Source organism: Blastococcus atacamensis, assembly GCF_002938425.1.
In the GTDB taxonomy this organism is placed as follows: Bacteria; Actinomycetota; Actinomycetes; order Mycobacteriales; family Geodermatophilaceae; genus Blastococcus; species Blastococcus atacamensis.
Genome location: NZ_POQU01000087.1, coordinates 1 through 16,308, shown reverse-complemented (window position 1 = coordinate 16,308; position 16,308 = coordinate 1). Strand labels below are relative to the sequence as shown.

Sequence of the window (16,308 nt, the reverse complement as noted above, 5' to 3'; positions counted from 1 at the left end):
CACCCCTCGGCCCCCGAGCCCGCCTCGCCCGCCGTCTCCCCCGTGGCCGACAGCGCCGCCGAAGAGGAGCACGAAGCCCGGCTTGTCGCGCTGCGCGACGAGGAGCGGGCCGCAGCGGACGGCCTGCTGACCGCTCGGGCCGCGGGACATCGACCGTCAGCCACGAACGGCGCGGAGGAGGCAGCAACCCGGGCGGCGCTCTCCCGGCTGCTGGACGTCCGGCGGCTGATCGACACCGCGCTCGCCGAGCGACCGCGCATCGCGGTGGTCGACCAGCTCACCGTTTCCCTGCTCGCGCTCACCGACAGCTTCGAGCTCCGCGCGGCCGCCGCCGCGGGACGGGGCCTCGGGCCGCCCGGCGGCACGGACGCCTACCGGCCCACCGACCCGCTGTACCGCTTCGTCCGATTGCGCGATCGACGGTGCCGCTTCCCGGGATGTCGGCAGCGTGCGAGGTGCTGCGACCTCGACCACCAGGTGCCGCATCCGCACGGCGACACGGCGCACGACAACCTGGCCTGCCTGTGCGAGCACCACCACCGGCTCTCGCACCAGGCACCGGGCTGGCGCCTGCACCGCGCCGACGACGGCGGTCTGGTCTGGACCCTGCCCAACGGGCGGACGATCACGACCTACCCGCCGGCCTTCGGCAGCGACGACGGCGACACCCGCGTCGCGGCGCCGCCACGGCGGACCGGCCGGCAGCGCTACGCCGACGCACTCACCGCCCTCGCCACCAGACGTGAGACCCCGCAGACCGCTGACATCCCGTTCTGAGAGCCACGGGCAGCGTCGTGTCCCGGACTGGTCCTGCGCGGCTGGCTGGTGCGCGAGAAGGGCATGCCGGTCGAGGAGGCGACGGCGCACGTTGCCGAGCGCTGGCCGCACCTCGGCCCGTGGAACGCCGGCTTCACCGACGCCCTCGACCGCCTGCAGCGGGGCCGAGGGATCAGTCCGCGCTGCCGCTGAAGATGCCGCCGAGGCCGGCGCCGGTCTTCTTGTCCCCCGCACCGGCGTTCTTCGCCAGCGCCTTGGCCAACCCGTCGATGGTGACCGACTGCAGGATCACCCGGCCGTTGCCCTCGACCGTCGCCAGGGACATGCCCTCGCCGCCGAACATCGCGTTCATGACGCCCTGCCGGTTGAGTCCGCCCACGCGCTCGACGCCGTACCGGATGTTCTGGTCCCACGCCACGATGCAGCCGGTGTCCACGCGGAGCTTGCCGCCGTAGTCAGCCGGGTTGATGTCGATGAAGTCGCCTGCGCCGCCGATGAGCAGCGTGCCGACGCCGGTGAACTTCTCCAGCACGAAGCCCTCGCCTCCGGAGAACCCGGCGTTGAGCCCGGAGAAGGCGATGTCGAAGTTCACGCCCGCCTCGGCGGCGACGAAGGCGTCCTTCTCGGCGAACCAGGTGGTGCGCCCGTCGAGCTCCAGGGCCCGCATCTCGCCGGGCAGCACTCCGGCCAGCGCGAGCAAGCCATCACCGCCGCGCGTCGAGAAGTGGGTGAACGCGAACGACTCACCGGCCAGGACCCGCTTCCCGACGTCCATGGCCCCCCGCAGCAGCCCGCCCAGCGCACCGGACCCTCCACCGCTGCTCTGCGGCGACCCACCCGGTGCGGACGGCGCCGACAGCTTGGTCTCCATGACGACGTCGCCGGAGGAGAAGAGGAACTTCCCCGCCTCGCTGTAGACGACCTGCCCGGGGCGCAAGCTGACGATGGCCATCTTGGTGGTGGTGCCGACGAACTGGACGTCGAGCGTCATGGGTACCCCTTCCGGTCGGACAGGAGTCTGCCCGCCGAACCGGCGACGTCCCACGACCCTGACGTGATCAGCCGACGGCGTCGGCCTCGACGGGGTCGCTGACCGCCTCTGGTTCAGCCGCGACGGCGCCGTCGGGCATCTGGGGTGCACGCGCCACCCACGGTCGCAGCGGCTGGAGGACGTCGGCATAGAAGCCCTCCACCGCGTGGACGACGCTCGGGATGAAGGCGCCGCGCACGCCGGACCGCTTGGTACCGAGGGGCAGGGTGCGGGTGAGGGTGAACGAGGCGACCTCCGACTTGCTGGACGCGAGCAGCGCCGCCGGCTTGTCCCGCACGTCGCGCAGTCGCTCGCAGGTCGACTCCGAGGTACCCGTGAAGGCGACGTCGATCAGCACGTCGTCGGGAGCGCCCTTGAGCTGCCGCAGGATCCAGGTGATGCGGCGCTGGCCCGTGCCCTCCTGGGGCGCGGCCACCTTGCTGCTGACCCGGACCTGGCCGGTGCGCAGATCGGCGACGACGTGAATCGGCCCGGCGGCGCCGGGCACCTTGAGCGTCGCGGTCAGGCAGCCCTTCTCGACGAGGGCCTCGACTCCGGCTCGCGTCCGGCTCACCGGATCGGTGGCGAGCTTGCGCGGCAGCACATGGGCGACGTTGACGCCCAGCTCGGCCGTCAGTCGCAGGCTCAGCTGCCGAACCAGGCGGATCCAGGCGTCCACGACCGCGGGCACCTTGCGGTCACCGGCGCGCAGCGTTCCAGCGGCCACCGATTCCCGGACCGGTACCCAGGACTGACCCATGTCGTCGAACCCGGCGACGCCGGACCGAGGGTGCTGGAGGTAGCGCACGAACTCGTGCAGCACCCAGGCCTGCATCTGGTCGTCGAGCCCGCGGTGGGCCAGGACCATCTGCGCTTCGTGCAGCACCTCGGCCCAGGACAGGTGGAAGAGGGCGACCTTGGCCAGCTTCCGCCGGTCGACGGTCACCGGGTGTTCCCCTGCCGCGGGGGCGATCTCGTTGGAGAGGGTGATGACGGCGTTGTAGCCCTGGTGTCGGGCGACGTCGAGGTAGTTCTCCACCTGCTCGCGGCCGAGTTGTCCGCTCCCGGTCTTGGTCTCCAGCAGTGCGGTCCACATGCGCGAACCACGCGCGATCCGGATCACGGCGTCGGGGATGACAACGCCCTCCCCCTGGGGGAACGGCACCTCGAGGTAGGTCTCGATCGTGCCCGCGGGCGCCCCCACACGAGCGGCGATCCCCCGGCCGAACGGGCGGACGCCCATCATCGTCGCCATCAGCGCCGAGGTGGCCCGCTTCTCCTGCTCATCGGCATTGCCGACGCCGGCGATCGAGAAGAGTCGCGCGGCGGTCCACGACTCGTCGCCGGCAAGGCGCAGGACAGGCGGGGTCACCTTGGCCGCCGAGCCCTTGCGGGTACGCACACCCTTCGCTGACTGCGCAGGGGCGGACGGGGCCGCGGCGGCCGGCTGCTCCATCAGGGTCACCTTCGGCCGAGGCAGGTCGATGACGACGGCAAGGGTGTCGTCGGCGCCCTCGTTCTCCAGCTCGACGACGTCGACCAGCTCGTCGTCCTGGATCTCGGTCGGCTCCTGGAGCACCTCGGTCGCCGTGACCTCCGGCTGAGCGGTTTCCTCGCGCTCGGCCGTGACGTCCGGTTCGTCATCTGAGTCATCTGCGACGGTGACGCCGAAGTCCTGCGCGAGCCCGGCGAGTCCGGAAGACCATCCCTGCCCGACGGCGCGGACCTTCCAGCCGTCTCCGCGCCGGTAGATCTCGCCGAAGAGCAGTGCGGTCTCCTCGGCAGCACCGTCGACGGCGTAGCTGACCAGAGGCGATCCGGCGGGGTCGAGGACGAGCAGGCGCAAGCCATCGAGCGCACCGAAGGTCCCGGTACCGACGCTCGCGGTGACGGCCACAGTGGCGACGTCCTGCGGAAGGCTCTCGAGATCGACCGCGAGGCTCTCCTGATTGCCGGTCTCGGTCGTGCCGCGCCCGAGGTACTGCACCGCCCCGTCGGACGAGGTGGGCTGGTTGTAGAACACGAAGTCCTCGTCGGAGCGGACTCGTCCGTCGTCGCCAAGCAGCAGTGCGGAGACGTCGACGTCCACGTCCTCGGCGGCCTGGTCCCACGTCACCACCACTCGCACCCGCAGTGCTTCAGGCGGAAGAGGAGCGTTCTGACCCTTGGCGAGCTCGTCGGCGACCACGAGCGGATCGTAAGCACCGGGTACGACGCAGTTCGGGAACTCAGTTGCGCGTCTTCGCAGGCGCAACAGGAGACACCGCTCCCCCGCCTGTTGCCGCACCGGTCTGTCATCGGTCCCCACGGCTACCGTCCGGTCGAGGCAGCCGACGAACGGCACGCACGAAAGATGGGGGACGACGTGGACAACAGCTTTCGGCTGCCCAGCGCGGACTCGCAGGACATCTCCCGGAGCGACGCCTTGGCCGCCGTCCTCGGCTACGCCCGGGCGCAACGCGACCTGCGGATCAACTGGACGCCGAGCCACCCTGACGGCGTCACGATCAAGGTCCGGGCCTACGCCTATCGGGTCTACGACTGCGTGCTGCCGTCGGAGGACGACGAGTTCGCCTGGCTGGACGTGCTCGTCGTCGACGGCATCAACGGGAAGATGGACCAGACCGCCATCACGGCGTTGAAGGATGCCGCGGATCGAGCGTGGCCGCACGTGCGGTCGGCGGTCGAGCGGGCCGAAGGCCGAGCGTTCTGGGAGCTGCCGGAGCCGGAGGTGGGGCGCACTCCTCCCCCGCGGTCGACCGGCGAGGCACTCGACGATGCTTGGCGAGAGTGCATGGCGACCGACGGGATCGGCGTCGCGCTCACCCACAAGCTGCTGCACCACAAGCGACCGGAGCTCTTCCCGCTCATCGATGGCCTGACGGCCCCGAAGCTGGCGCCGTCCAAGGACAGCGACGTCGGCCTGTGGGGCGTCGTGCACCGCGAACTGCGCGCGAACGCTGAAGAGTTCACGACTCTGGAACGGGTGTTCGCCGACCTCGTGAACGCGGAAGACGACGTGTCGCTGACCCGACTCCGGCTGCACGACATCCTGCTGTGGCTCAAGGCGTCCCGTAAGTGGGACCACGCCGTCACCCACGGGAAGGCGACCTCGGAGTGGAGCCACTGGAACGGGACGAGCACGTCATGAGTGGAGCGTCGAGCGGTTCCCCGTCGCAGACGGGCTGCGAGCTCGTCTGTGGCGAGGAAGGCTGACGCGATGTTCCCCAGCACGGAGACACTCCAGGCCGCTGACGTCCTGGTCGCTCGTGACGCCCCGTGGCAGTCCGAACTGCGACTCCGCCAAGCGAGGTGGCGCGAGCAGCTCGGTCAGCCGGCGGGGATGGCAGGTCAGCGACGTCTCGGCTCGCGACTTCCGGCCGGAGACACGACCAACAACTTCCTGACACCGAGTGTCGCCCGCGCGGTGGCGAACGCACGGCTCGAGCCCGGCGCGCTGATCAGCACGCCCCGCATCTACGACAACATGCTGTCCTCGCAGCCCTTGGCCTTCAACCTGTTCGCCGAGCTGCAGCAGGACCTCGAGCTGGCCGGCCTGATCGGTCGGGCCTTGTGGCCGGACCTCGTCGCCTCGGTGGAATCGATCCGCTTCGAATGGTCCCCGGGGCGTGCGGACCCCCGGTTCCTCGGCAACCGCTCCGCGTTCGACGTGGCGTGGCTCTGTCGTGACCGCGGCGGAGCTGCGACCTCGCTGAACTCACGACGACTCGACGAGCGAGCGCCAACCCGTTCGGGGCGAACTCCACGACTCCGCTCCCAGCCGAGCTGAGCGGCGAGCTCAGGAGCCGTCGGCGACGCCCTTGTTCGGAAGAGGCTTGGCGGGACCGACGATGGTGAGGAGCGCATGACCCGCCGGCCCCCGCCCCGGTGGACAAGGACGCATGTCGGACGCGGATCAGAAGCACATCCCGCACACACCGCTGCGCGAGCGGATCATGTTGTGTACCTCGCACTTGTCGCCCCAGATGTCCTCGACCTTGGCGCCGGCGCCGCTGCCCGCCCGGAACCCGGGCAGCTCGATGTAGGGCCCCTCCGGCGGCTGCACGTAGGTCTTGCCCGCCCAGGCAACCGCCCGGCCCTTCCGGCCGAGCGCGATGTAGGAGCGGCTGTAGGGGATCCACACCTCGTCGGGGTCGACGCCGGCCAGGTGCTCGCGGATCAGCGGCCAGTTCCCCTGCGGTCCGCCGAACGCGCGGAGGGCCGCGTCGAGATCGTCGAAGTACTCACGCCCCTCGCCGCGGATCTCCTTGTCACACCACGTGCAGACCTCGCCGTCCGTGGCGGTTGCCTCCACAACCACGGATTCGCTGAGGTGCGGACAGTTGCGGATGTGCAGACGGCTGCCGGACTCGGTCCGGTAGAGCTGCTGGTTCTCCGTGCTCACGTGCTACCTCCGTGATCTGGTTCTTGCGCTCCGAGCCTTCTCACCGGCTCGTTGCCGACGCCTCTGCGAGCCGGCGAGCGACCGCCTCCCCGCCGACCCGCCGGATCAACTCCATGTCCCCGCAGACGACGAGGAGGTCGCGCGCCCGGGACAGCGCCACGTAGAGCATCTCCTTCGCGCGGGCCTCGTCCCGGAAGCCGTTGACGGCCAGCACGACGGCCGGCCGTTCCAGCCCCTTGAAGCCCAGCACGTGCCCGTAGAAGACGTCGTCGTCCTGCCAGTAGGTCGCCCAGTAGGCGTCCTGCCCCTCGGCCTGCCGCTCCACCTGCACGGGGTGCCGCCGGTGCGTGGTCAGCAGCGCCACCGACTCCGGCGGCCAGCCCTCCTCGAGCAGCCCGTCCGCGACGTCGTCCGCCACACCGACGGCGTCGTCCGACGCGCACTGGACGAACCGCACCGGCACGCCGGCCTGGCCGCGGATGCGCATCTGCTCGGGCGCGAGGCTGGAGAAGGTGCCGGCGATCTGCTTGGTGTTGCGCAGGTTCTCGACGAGCGGGATCGGCATCAGCTCGACGGTCGGCCGCCCCTGGCGCGCGAAGATACGCTGCCCCTCGTCGGAGAAGACGTACAGGCAGCCGGTCGCCGGCTCACGCAGCGCCGCCAGGACGGCGTCCCACCAGCTCTGCGCGAAGTCCTGGCCCTCGTCGATGACGATCGCGTCGAACCGCTCGCTCTCCGGCAGCGCGGCGGCCAGCTTCACCATCTCGGCGGGCAGGCGTTCCTCCCAGTAGCCGCTGTCGTCGTCCGAGCCCGGCGCGACGCCCCAGCCGATGCCGAGGTTGTGGAAGGTGCCGACGTAGGCCGGCCGCTGCCGCTTCGGCAGCGTCTCGACGCGGCGCTTGAGGAACTCGGCCAGTCCGCGGGAGTAGCACATGAGGGCCACCCGCTGACCGTCGGCGGCGAGCCGGCGGGCCTTCTCCACCGCCAGCCAGGTCTTGCCCGAACCGGCACCACCCCGGATCTCGACCCGGTCGTACGCCGCCAGCAGGTCCAGGACCTTGGCCTGGTCCCGGGTCAGCAGCTCGCACGCGGCCTCGCGCTCGGCCAGCTCGGCCAGCAGGTGCCGCTGCGGGATCGCCGCGCCGGCCAGGCAGTCGACGAGCCCCTCGACGTCGTCGGCGGTCGGCGGGTCCGGTTCGTCGCGGACCTTCTCCAGCGCCGCCCGGATGCGTGCTGCGGCGTGCGGGACGTCGGTCGTGTCGAGCGCCATCCAGCGGGCCAGCCCGGATGCTCTGAAGTCGTCGGGCAGCGTGGTTGCCGGCACCGCGACGAGGTGCGCGGTCCGCGGGCGACCCGCTCGCCATCGCGGGTGGTCGGCCAGGTACTCGCAGAGCAGGTACTTGCAGGCGACCGCCTGGTCGACCGGGCGGATCACGTGTTCCGTGCCGCTCTGCAGCTGCCGCCACTCGCCCCGGTCCAGCGAGACGCTCCCGCCCTTGACCTCGACCACGGCGACGCCGACGCCCGGCCAGGCGACGACGAGGTCGGCCTCCCGATCCTCCCGGCCGTCGCTGAAGCGGAGATTGCAGAAGAGCACGGCGTCGTCGGGCAGCTGCTCACGCAGCGTCTGCACGAGGAGCTCTTCGGACGAGTGCGCGAACTGCGGGTCGTCGGGGAACAGCCGAGCCGTCATGCGAGAGCCTGCAGGGGCCGGCTCGGGGCTGCACTCACGGCGACTTCTCTGCATCGGCGGCCCGCGGAGAAGCTGGTGGACCCGGCATCCCGCGACCCTGTCACAGCAGTGACGCCGGATCGGGGAGCCGACGGCCTTCCAGATGGCCCGGCAGCGTGATCACCACGGCGCCCGCTCCTCCGCGGCGCGCTGGCACTGCTCGCACGCACCGGCCGATGCGCTGAACGTCTCGGGCGGCGCCACGCGCCGGCAGGTGCGGCACCAGCGGAAGGAGCGACGCCGACGGGAGGCGATGACCTCAGCCGCGTCGGCCACGACGTCGGGCAGGTGCAGGACGTCGTCCCGGGTGAACCGGTGCCCCTCCCCCATCAACGGGCCCTGGCGGACCTCACCCCAGGCCGCCGCCGGCCGGTCGAGCACGAACCACGGCGCCTGGATCCCGATCGCCACCTGCGCCGGCTCGCCACTGACGAACCACGCGACGCCGTCCTCCCCCGTCGTGCCGGGCTCCCGACGCCAGCCAGAACCCAGCGCCCGGACGACGTCGGCATGCTCGACACCGAGCAGCCCGGCGAGCTCGGCCTCGTCGGCCGTGGGGTCGGCCTCGCTGCCCCAGGACAGGTCGCAGCTGCGGCAGACGAACGCCGCCACGTCCTCCGGCATCAGGCAGCCGCCGAGCGCGACGACGCCTCGCTCGGCCTGCTGGAAGTCCTCGGCACCCGGCATCCCGTAGATCAGCGGGATCGAGTTTTCCTCGCCGCACCCAGGGCATACGCGCCCGGCCTGCACACCCATCGACTCACCCATGCCACTCCCACGTTCGGGCCGTCTTCCGACGGCGAGGGCCGGACCATGGCACGAGCCACCGACACGACCGGACCGCGTCGAGCCGTCCGGCTCGCGCGCCACCCGATCCAGCGGCGCACCGGCCCAGTGGCCGTCAGAGCCGGGCCACATCCAGCTCGGCCGTGTAGGCGGCATGGTCGCTCAGGTGCGCGCCGTTCCACTGCGGCCGGTGCACCTGCGCCATCTGTTCTCCCGCGATCAGCTCCGAACTGACGGCCAGATGGTCGATGGCGCAGGAGGTGCCGTTGAGGTGCTCGGCCCGCTCCGTCAATGCCACGAGTCCCAGCCCGTCGAAGGCGGCTCGCAGCGCGAGCGCGCCGTCTGCGGTGGTGAAGTAGAACGGCGCGGTCAGCTGCTGGTTGAAGTCACCGCCCCAAATCAGCGGCTCGTCGGCGCGGCGCTCGGCCGAGATGCGATCGACATGGTGGTCGAGGACGTGGCCGAACTCCGCCGCCTGACCGGCCGGAAGGCCGGGCCAGTACTTCCCCGCCCCCTTCCACGGCAGCACCGAGCACGCGACCAGCACCGACGTTCCGCCGTCCAGCGCAAGCCGCGCGAGGACCAGCCCCTCTTCGCCGGCGTGCGAGGGCTCGGCGGGCGTTCGCAACTCGCCGAGCGGCAGCTCGGTCTCGATCCCGCACCACCGCTTCTCCACCGGCGAAGCAGCGCGCTCGGAGGAGACGACCAGTCGGCCTCGGCCAGGTATCCAGTCCCGGCGAACCTCGGTGAGCAGCCAGACATCGACGGCCTGATCCGCCATCCAGGCGGCGACCGCTTGGCCGCGAGTGGAGGAGGACGCCGGGCACAGCTTCAGGTTGTAGGTGCCGATACGCACGGTGCTCCTCGAGTGTTCGGACCACGGCATCACCCAGGCGCCGGCGCAGCGTGGCGGGCGGTCGCCGTCTCTTACGCCTTACAAGCGAAGTCGAGGGCGGAAGTTCGGCGGGTCAGCAGCGAACCTAGAGCCGCGCCGGTTGACTGCGGATCAGCGTATCGCCGCGCTCACCGTCGGAGGAGAACCCGTGACCACGCGCATGCACCGCTCGCACCGAGTCGCCGGCGCGCTGGTCGGCTCTGCCGTCGGCGACGCGCTGGGGGCGCCGTTCGAGTTCGGCCCGCCCGGGCAGTTCTCGGCCCGCTTCCCCTCCCCCGCGCGGGGCGCGAAGACGGAGATGTGCGGCGGCGGCTCGCTGGACTGGGAGCCGGGCGAGTTCACGGACGACACCCAGATGGCCCTGCTGCTGGCCGAGTCGCTGGTGTCGTCCGGCGGTCTCGACGAGGCCGACGTCTTCGCGCGGTTCTCGGCGTGGGCGGCGGCCGGGCCGCCGGACATCGGCAACCAGACCCGCGCCGTCCTCGGCTCCGGTCGGCCGTGGGATGTCGCCGCGGCCGAGCACTTCGCCCGGTCGGGGCACGCGGCGGGCAACGGCTCGCTGATGCGGACGACGCCCGCCGCGATCCGGTTTTCCAAGGACGGCCGCGAGGCGACCATGGCCGCCGCCCGGCGGATCTCCGCGCTGACCCACGGCGACCCGTCGGCGGGCGAGGGCTGTGCGATCTTCCATGAGCTGATGCGCGTGGCACTGGACGGCGGGGACCCGCTGGCGGCGATCCCGGCTGCGCTGGGGGCGGTGGCTCCGGAGCACCGGGAGCGCTGGACCGTCGTGCTGGCTGAGGACTGGTCACCGGCGAACGCGACCGAGCCGAATGGTGCGGTGTGGCCGACGCTCGGCCAGGCGGTTTGGGCGATGCGGAACGGCGGCGACTTCGCCGAGGTGATGCGGCTGGTGATCGACCTGGGTGGCGACACCGACACGGTGGCGTGCGTTGCCGGCGGCCTGGCCGGCGCGGTGTACGGCATGGGCCGCATCCCGAGCCGGTGGGCGTCGGTGGTGCACGGGCGGGTGCCGGGCTTCGGCGACAAGGTCTGGCGGGTGGCCGACCTGCAGCAGCTCGCCGCGGCGCTCGACGGCGGGGCGCAGCAGAACTACGACCCGGGCGTGATCCCGCGGATCGGCCCGACGGAGGTGCTGCCCGGCATCTGGGCCGGCAACCTCGACGGCGCCCGCTACAGCGCCGACGATTTCGCCGTCATCTCGCTGTGCCGGCTCGGCGAGCCGTTCCCGCACCCGGTGCACCGGATGGCCTACATCGCCGACAACGAGCACAACGCCGACCTCGACGTCATGCTCGCCGACGTCCTCGACGATATGAAGGCGCTGCAGGAGGAAGGGCACCGGCTGCTGGTGCACTGCCACGGCGGCGCCTCGCGCACCGGCCTGGTGCTGCGCGGCTGGCTGGTGCGCGAGAAGGGCATGTCGGTCGAGGAGGCGACGGCGCACGTCGCCGAGCGCTGGCCGCACCTGGGCCTGTGGAACGCCAGCTTCACCGCCGCGCTCGAGCGCCTGGCCGAGCGGTCGCCGGACAGCGACCAGGCGTCGAGCACCTGAGTCACCGGTTCGGGTCGTTCGCAGGCGAGACCCGCCGGGTAGGCCACCGGTAGACGAGACGGCGTCGGCGTACCGGACGTTGTTCACCGCCGCCGTCCTGACGGGGAAGGAGACCCCATGACCACGCCCCTCGACGACCGCAAGGTGATGGGCGCCGGGCCGCTGAGCGAGCGATTCGACCAGGCGCTGGTGTACGCCGCGCAGCACCACCGCGAGCAGGAGCGAAAGGGCTCGAAGGTGCCGTACATGTCGCACCTGATAAGCGTCAGCGCGCTAGTCATGGAGCACGGCGGCACTGAAGACCAGGCGATCGCCGCCTTGCTGCACGACGCGGTCGAGGACGCGCAGCCCGGTCAGGGCGGTGCGGTGCTCGCCGAGATCCGGGGGCGGTTCGGCGCCGCCGTGGCCGACATGGTGGCGGCCTGCTCGGACGGGCTGAACGACTCCGGCGAGCGCAAGGGCACGTGGCAGGAGCGGAAGCAGGCGTACGTCGACGGGCTGCCGGACAAGTCGCTCGACGCGCTGCTGGTGACGGCGGCGGACAAGACGCACAACGGGCTCTGCATCGCCGCCGACGTCCGCCGCTACGGGGCCGAGTTCTGGGACACCTTCAACGCGAGCCCCGAGGAGCTGTCCTGGTACTACACGAGCGTCCGCGACGTCGTCGCGGATCGACTGCCGGGCAGCTCGATCGCCGATGCGCTGAACCGGGCGGTGGCCGAGCTCGTGTCGGTCGCCGACGCCGGCCGCTGACCAACGAGCGGCCGCGGCGCACCGGGCCCTTGCCGCGGGTCCGACCCGCCTTCTGCGCAGCGCGGGGTCCTAGGGTCGAGGTCCGTCGTCCTCATCACGGAGGAGCACGCATGCGCGCGGTGCAGTACCGGACCATCGGTGGCGAGCCCGAGGTGGTCGACGTCCCCACGCCGGAACCGGGCCCCGGGCAGGTGCGACTGCGGGTCACCGCCGCGGGGTTGTGCCACTCCGACGCCTTCGTCATGGGCCTGTCGGCCGAGCAGTTCACCTACGGGCTGCCACTGACCCTCGGCCACGAGGGGGCGGGCGTCGTCGACGCGCTCGGCGACGGCGCGACCGGCGTCGAGGTGGGCGAGCCGGTGGCCGTCTACGGGCCGTGGGGCTGCGGGGTATGCCACGCCTGCGCGCAGGGAGCGGAGAACTACTGCCCCAGGGCAGCGGAGCTCGGCATCCAGCCGCCCGGCCTCGGCGGCCCCGGCGCGCTGGCCGAGTACCTGATCGTGGACGACGTCCGGCACCTCGTTCCGCTCGGCGACCTCGACCCGGTCGCCACCGTCTCCCTCACCGACGCGGGGCTGACGCCGTACCACGCGGTCGTCTCCAGCCTCGGCGCGCTGCCGGCGGGGAGCACCGCGGTGGTCATCGGCGCCGGCGGGCTCGGGCACGTGGGCATCCAGATCCTGCGGGCGATCACCGGCGCCACCGTCATCGCGCTTGACATCAGCGAGGAGAAGCTGAAGCTGGCCCGCGAGGTCGGGGCGCACCGCGCGTTGCTGTCAGACGTGTCCGCAGTCGCGGAGATCCGCAAGCTGACCGGCGGGGTGGGCGCGCAGGTGGTGTTCGACTTCGTCGGTGCCCCGCCGACCCTGGAGATCGCCCGCAAGTCGGTCGCCCTGAACGGCGTGATTCAGATCGTCGGGATCGGCGGCGGCCTGTTGTCCACCGGCTTCTTCTCGACGCCGATGGGGGCGTCGGTGCGCGTGCCGTACTGGGGCACGCGGTCGGAGCTGATGGAGGTGCTGGACCTCGCGCGGGCCGGTGCGATCCACGTGGAGGTCGAGCGGTACGGCCTCGACCAGGCGCCGGAGGCCTACCGCAAGCTCCACGACGGCGAGGTCCGCGGCCGCGCCGTCGTCGTTCCCTACAGCTGACACCCTCGGGTGGGACTGCCGCGTCAGCCGGTCGGAAGGGTGATCGACGACGGTGACGCGCTGCCTGAGCCGATCCGGTGGATCACCGGCACAGCGCGGGCGCCCTCGCCGAGCGGCTCCCCGGTGCCGAGGTTGCGGGCGTACCGCGGATGGGCGCCGCCGGAGACCTGCAGCCCGATTCGGCGCCCGGCCCGGAAGCGGTGCGCGACGTCGGGCAGCGTCGTCTGGACCGACCGTCCGCTCCCCCGTCGCCGGCTTCTCGTCGGGAGCCGGTCGAACCGTACGAGCCGGTCGGTGACGTTGATCGAGGCGCCGCTTGGCTCGGCGTCGTTACTGCGCGCAGGACCGCAGCAGCACGCTGCCCAGCAGCTCCGCGACGTCGAACCATGAGCCGCTACGGGGGCCTCGGTGTCTGCAGACTCCCAGGCCGCGACACCACAGGCGATTACTGGAGCGACCGGCGCGCCCGCTGTTCACGCTGCAGCCGTGCCAGTTCTTGCTGCGCCCGTGCCAGTCGCTCCCGAAGGATGTCTACCTCGAAATCTGTTCGAGCGAGAAGTCGCTCCTTCCGCGCCGTCTCAACCGCACGCTCGGCCCTTTGTAGCGCGGCGGCCCCGCCGGCGGCCGGCTTCCGCGGTGTGGGTGCTGCGCTCTGCCGTCCTGCACCAGGCCGACGTTTGAAGCCGTTTTTCCGTGCCCTGGCTGCTATTCGCGCCTCGGCCGCCAGGATGCGGTCCTGGTATTGACTCCCGGTCGCGGCCGACGAGACCTTTCCCTCGCCTTTGAGTTGCCTCAACGCCCGAAGCTTCTTCTGGGCTGAGCGAATGGTCCCCTCGTCCGCGATGCAGGGCTGACACCGGGGCGTGGCGCCCGACACCTTCTTGCGCGCTCCACATGTTCCGCACGTCGAGGCTTGCGCAACCTCCGTAGCACGGAGGCGGCGTGATGCGTTGAGCTCCTCGCCAACGGTCCTGACGCGCTCACCACCGCCAGAGTCGAGCGCCTTGAACATCGGCCGGTTGTGATTCAGCCGCGACATGGGTGCGCCGTTCGGGAGGCCGACCTCATGTTGCGCCGCCTCTCCTAGGGATGAAGCAGGTCAGCGGGCATGTACTCCCGACACGGGTCGTTCCCGTCACCGTAGGTGGACGTGTCAGCCATTGCGGTCGACCAGGACGTGCCAAGTCCCCATTCCGCGGGGGGAAGCGATGACCACCATGAGAGATCGGAGTTGTAGCTCCACCGGCCCGTTCCGACGCCGTCGTGGTAGGCGACAATTCCTTGGCTGCTCAGCCGCCCGAGGGTCCCGGCGATGTAACTGGACGCCGTGTACTGCTGCGGACCCAGTGCGGTGTGACCCCACCGGCGGACCATGACTGCGAAGTCGTCTGGCCTGCGAAGTGCGTACTCCCGTTCCACGAGGCCGTACTCGAACCAACCCTCACCCAACGACGCGAGTGCGGCAGGGAGTTCGGTCGCAAGGTCGAGTGCCTCCGCCAGCCCGGCGATCCCCTTCACCTCCGGAGGCTCAGGGGCTCGCAGCCACGACCACGGGCCGCCGCCCGGATGCCCCCGACGACGGTCGCACGTGAAATCGGTCGACCCATCGCATCGGCGGGAACCAACGAGCCACTCGTCGGCATGGAATGGACAGATCGAACCGGTCACTTCACCCCTCCACGTACCCCGAGCTGTAGACCCGGTGGTCGGGAAGTGTGCCCCTCGCGTTCCGACCGCGACCGCGATCGACATGGGCCGAAGGAGTCATGTCGCGCGTGGCTGCCTCACCTGGCACACGAACCCCCGCGACAACTCGCGCACCTGAATTGGCCCTCAAATGGGTAGCAACGAGGCGTGCCCGATCCGAAATGTCGGTGGCCTGGCGCACAATCCGCAACGATGAGCACATGGGGTGTATGGACGCAGCCGCAAGTTGATCTTCAGCAGTGGATCGTCGACCACCGCGAGCGGGCCATGGACGCCTATCGCGCGAATCCGTTGCTGGTGGCAGAACACGGCAACCAGGAGGACGGATACCGAACCGGCGGCTATGCCGAACGGCAACTTCTAGAGCTGATTCAGAACGCCGCCGACGCCCTGAGCAAGGGTGGCCAAGCCGGGCGGGTCGAGGTTCGCATCGTCGGCGACACCTTGTACTGCGCCAACGAAGGCGAGGGCTTCACGCAGCAAGGCCTGGAGGCCGTCTGTCAGGCCTTTCTGAGCCCCAAGCGAGGCGAGGAGATCGGGCGCTTCGGTCTTGGCTTCAAGTCGGTGCTCGGAGTCAGCGACCGACCACAGGTCTTCAGCAGGTCCATCAGCTTCGGTTTCGACGCGGACGGGGCGCGAGCAGACCTCTCGTCCATCGACCCGCACGTCAAGCGCTACCCCGTCCTGCGCACACCCTTGTTGCTCGACGCCGAGGCCGAAGCAGCGCGCGACGACGTGCTGCGCGACCTGATGAGCTGGGCGACAACCGTCGTGCGACTGCCCCTTACATCGCAGGTCAATCGTCTGGTCGACGAGCTCCAGAAGTTCCCTGCCGAGTTTCTACTGTTTGTGGACAAGGTCGACGTACTGCACCTTCGGGTCGAGCAGGCGGGCGGTACGACGTTCGAGGGCACCTACACCTGCGAGCCGCAGGACGACCACCGCTATCTCCTTACCCGCGCCGGCGGCGAATCGACGCCCTGGTGGGTCCGACATGTGGACCACCCGCTGTCCGAGGCAGCCCTTGCCGGGGTGGGGGCGGCCATCCGGCGTGAGGTCGTACGCGTCTCGTATGCGGCGCCGCTTTCGGACGCACGGGAACGTGGCGAGTTCTGGGCCTACTTCCCGCTGAAGGACGTGTCCTCGACGCGCGGGATCATCAACGCCCCTTGGCAGGTCAACGACGACCGGACCAATCTGCTGCCTGGTCCCTTCAACGAGGAGCTGCTCGACGTCATCGCCGGGATCGTGGTCGAGGCCTTGCCCGAGCTGCGGACCGAGAGTGACCCCGCGCGTCACTTCGACTACCTGCCGGCACGTGGTCGCGAGGCCTCGAGTTTCGCGGACAAGTACCTCGCTCACGAGATACCCAGCCTGGCGCGCTACGCCGAGTGCATCCCGGACGCCGACGGTGTCCTTCGCGTGCCCGGTGATCTCGAGTACCCGCACTTCGAGCTACGGCTGGAGCAGGCCGCGCATATTGCCTGGCACGAGGC

Annotated in this window: 14 protein-coding genes; 8 read left to right on the top strand and 6 right to left on the bottom strand. The window is 70.9% G+C overall.

Features of this window, described 5'->3' with window-relative positions; genetic code table 11:
• On the top strand, window positions 1–777 hold a 777-nt coding region (locus tag C5508_RS16440; protein WP_232797212.1), incomplete at its 5' end, for an HNH endonuclease signature motif containing protein.
• Window positions 778–825: 48 nt separating this feature from the next.
• Window positions 826–969, top strand: coding sequence for a hypothetical protein (locus tag C5508_RS16435; RefSeq protein WP_198598136.1), 144 nt, complete (start codon window positions 826–828; stop codon window positions 967–969).
• Here the strand turns inward: C5508_RS16435 and C5508_RS16430 are convergent.
• Both C5508_RS16430 and C5508_RS16425 read right to left on the bottom strand, forming a co-directional pair.
• Window positions 950–1,768 carry an AIM24 family protein gene (locus tag C5508_RS16430; RefSeq protein ID WP_104526017.1) on the bottom strand — a complete coding sequence of 273 codons (819 nt, stop codon included), beginning with the start codon at window positions 1,766–1,768 and terminating at the stop codon, window positions 950–952. The two genes, C5508_RS16435 and C5508_RS16430, sit on opposite strands and share 20 nt — an antisense overlap.
• Before the next feature lie 67 nt (window positions 1,769–1,835).
• Window positions 1,836–3,995: a TerD family protein gene (locus C5508_RS16425; protein WP_104526016.1), complete on the bottom strand. Its 2,160-nt coding sequence runs from the start codon at window positions 3,993–3,995 to the stop codon at window positions 1,836–1,838.
• A gap of 165 nt (window positions 3,996–4,160) precedes the next feature.
• On the opposite strand from C5508_RS16425, the gene C5508_RS16420 reads away from it, so the two are divergent.
• On the top strand, window positions 4,161–4,958 hold the full coding sequence (locus C5508_RS16420) for a DUF6308 family protein (RefSeq protein WP_104526015.1): 798 nt from the start codon (window positions 4,161–4,163) through the stop codon (window positions 4,956–4,958).
• A 69-nt stretch (window positions 4,959–5,027) separates the two neighbouring features.
• Window positions 5,028–5,597 carry a PGN_0703 family putative restriction endonuclease gene (locus C5508_RS19635; RefSeq protein ID WP_157944125.1) on the top strand — a complete coding sequence of 190 codons (570 nt, stop codon included), beginning with the start codon at window positions 5,028–5,030 and terminating at the stop codon, window positions 5,595–5,597.
• Between the two features lie 126 nt (window positions 5,598–5,723).
• Here the strand turns inward: C5508_RS19635 and C5508_RS16410 are convergent, their stop codons facing one another.
• The 4 genes from C5508_RS16410 to C5508_RS16395 form a co-directional block, all read right to left on the bottom strand.
• Window positions 5,724–6,212 carry a hypothetical protein gene (locus C5508_RS16410; protein ID WP_104526013.1) on the bottom strand — a complete coding sequence of 163 codons (489 nt, stop codon included), beginning with the start codon at window positions 6,210–6,212 and terminating at the stop codon, window positions 5,724–5,726.
• 40 nt (window positions 6,213–6,252) lie between these two features.
• Window positions 6,253–7,905, bottom strand: a complete 1,653-nt coding sequence (locus tag C5508_RS16405; protein ID WP_104526012.1) for an NERD domain-containing protein — start codon at window positions 7,903–7,905, stop codon at window positions 6,253–6,255.
• Window positions 7,906–8,064: 159 nt separating this feature from the next.
• Entirely contained in the window at window positions 8,065–8,712 is a 648-nt protein-coding gene (locus C5508_RS16400; RefSeq protein ID WP_104526011.1) for a hypothetical protein, read from the bottom strand.
• A gap of 133 nt (window positions 8,713–8,845) precedes the next feature.
• Window positions 8,846–9,586, bottom strand: coding sequence for an endonuclease/exonuclease/phosphatase family protein (locus C5508_RS16395; protein WP_104526010.1), 741 nt, complete (start codon window positions 9,584–9,586; stop codon window positions 8,846–8,848).
• 187 nt (window positions 9,587–9,773) lie between these two features.
• Here C5508_RS16395 and C5508_RS16390 point away from each other — a divergent pair, with 187 nt between their 5' ends.
• The 4 genes from C5508_RS16390 to C5508_RS16370 all read left to right on the top strand — a co-directional run.
• Window positions 9,774–11,201 (top strand): ADP-ribosylglycohydrolase family protein, encoded by a 1,428-nt coding sequence (locus tag C5508_RS16390; protein ID WP_198598135.1) that lies wholly within the window; start codon window positions 9,774–9,776, stop codon window positions 11,199–11,201.
• 117 nt (window positions 11,202–11,318) lie between these two features.
• Window positions 11,319–11,954 carry an HD domain-containing protein gene (locus C5508_RS16385; RefSeq protein WP_198598134.1) on the top strand — a complete coding sequence of 212 codons (636 nt, stop codon included), beginning with the start codon at window positions 11,319–11,321 and terminating at the stop codon, window positions 11,952–11,954.
• Between the two features lie 110 nt (window positions 11,955–12,064).
• The gene (locus C5508_RS16380) at window positions 12,065–13,105 is read left to right on the top strand and encodes an NAD(P)-dependent alcohol dehydrogenase (RefSeq protein WP_104526009.1); all 1,041 of its coding nucleotides are present in this window, start codon (window positions 12,065–12,067) and stop codon (window positions 13,103–13,105) included.
• Between the two features lie 1,899 nt (window positions 13,106–15,004).
• A partial coding sequence (locus tag C5508_RS16370; protein ID WP_408607763.1) for a sacsin N-terminal ATP-binding-like domain-containing protein occupies window positions 15,005–16,308 on the top strand: 1,304 nt, incomplete at its 3' end.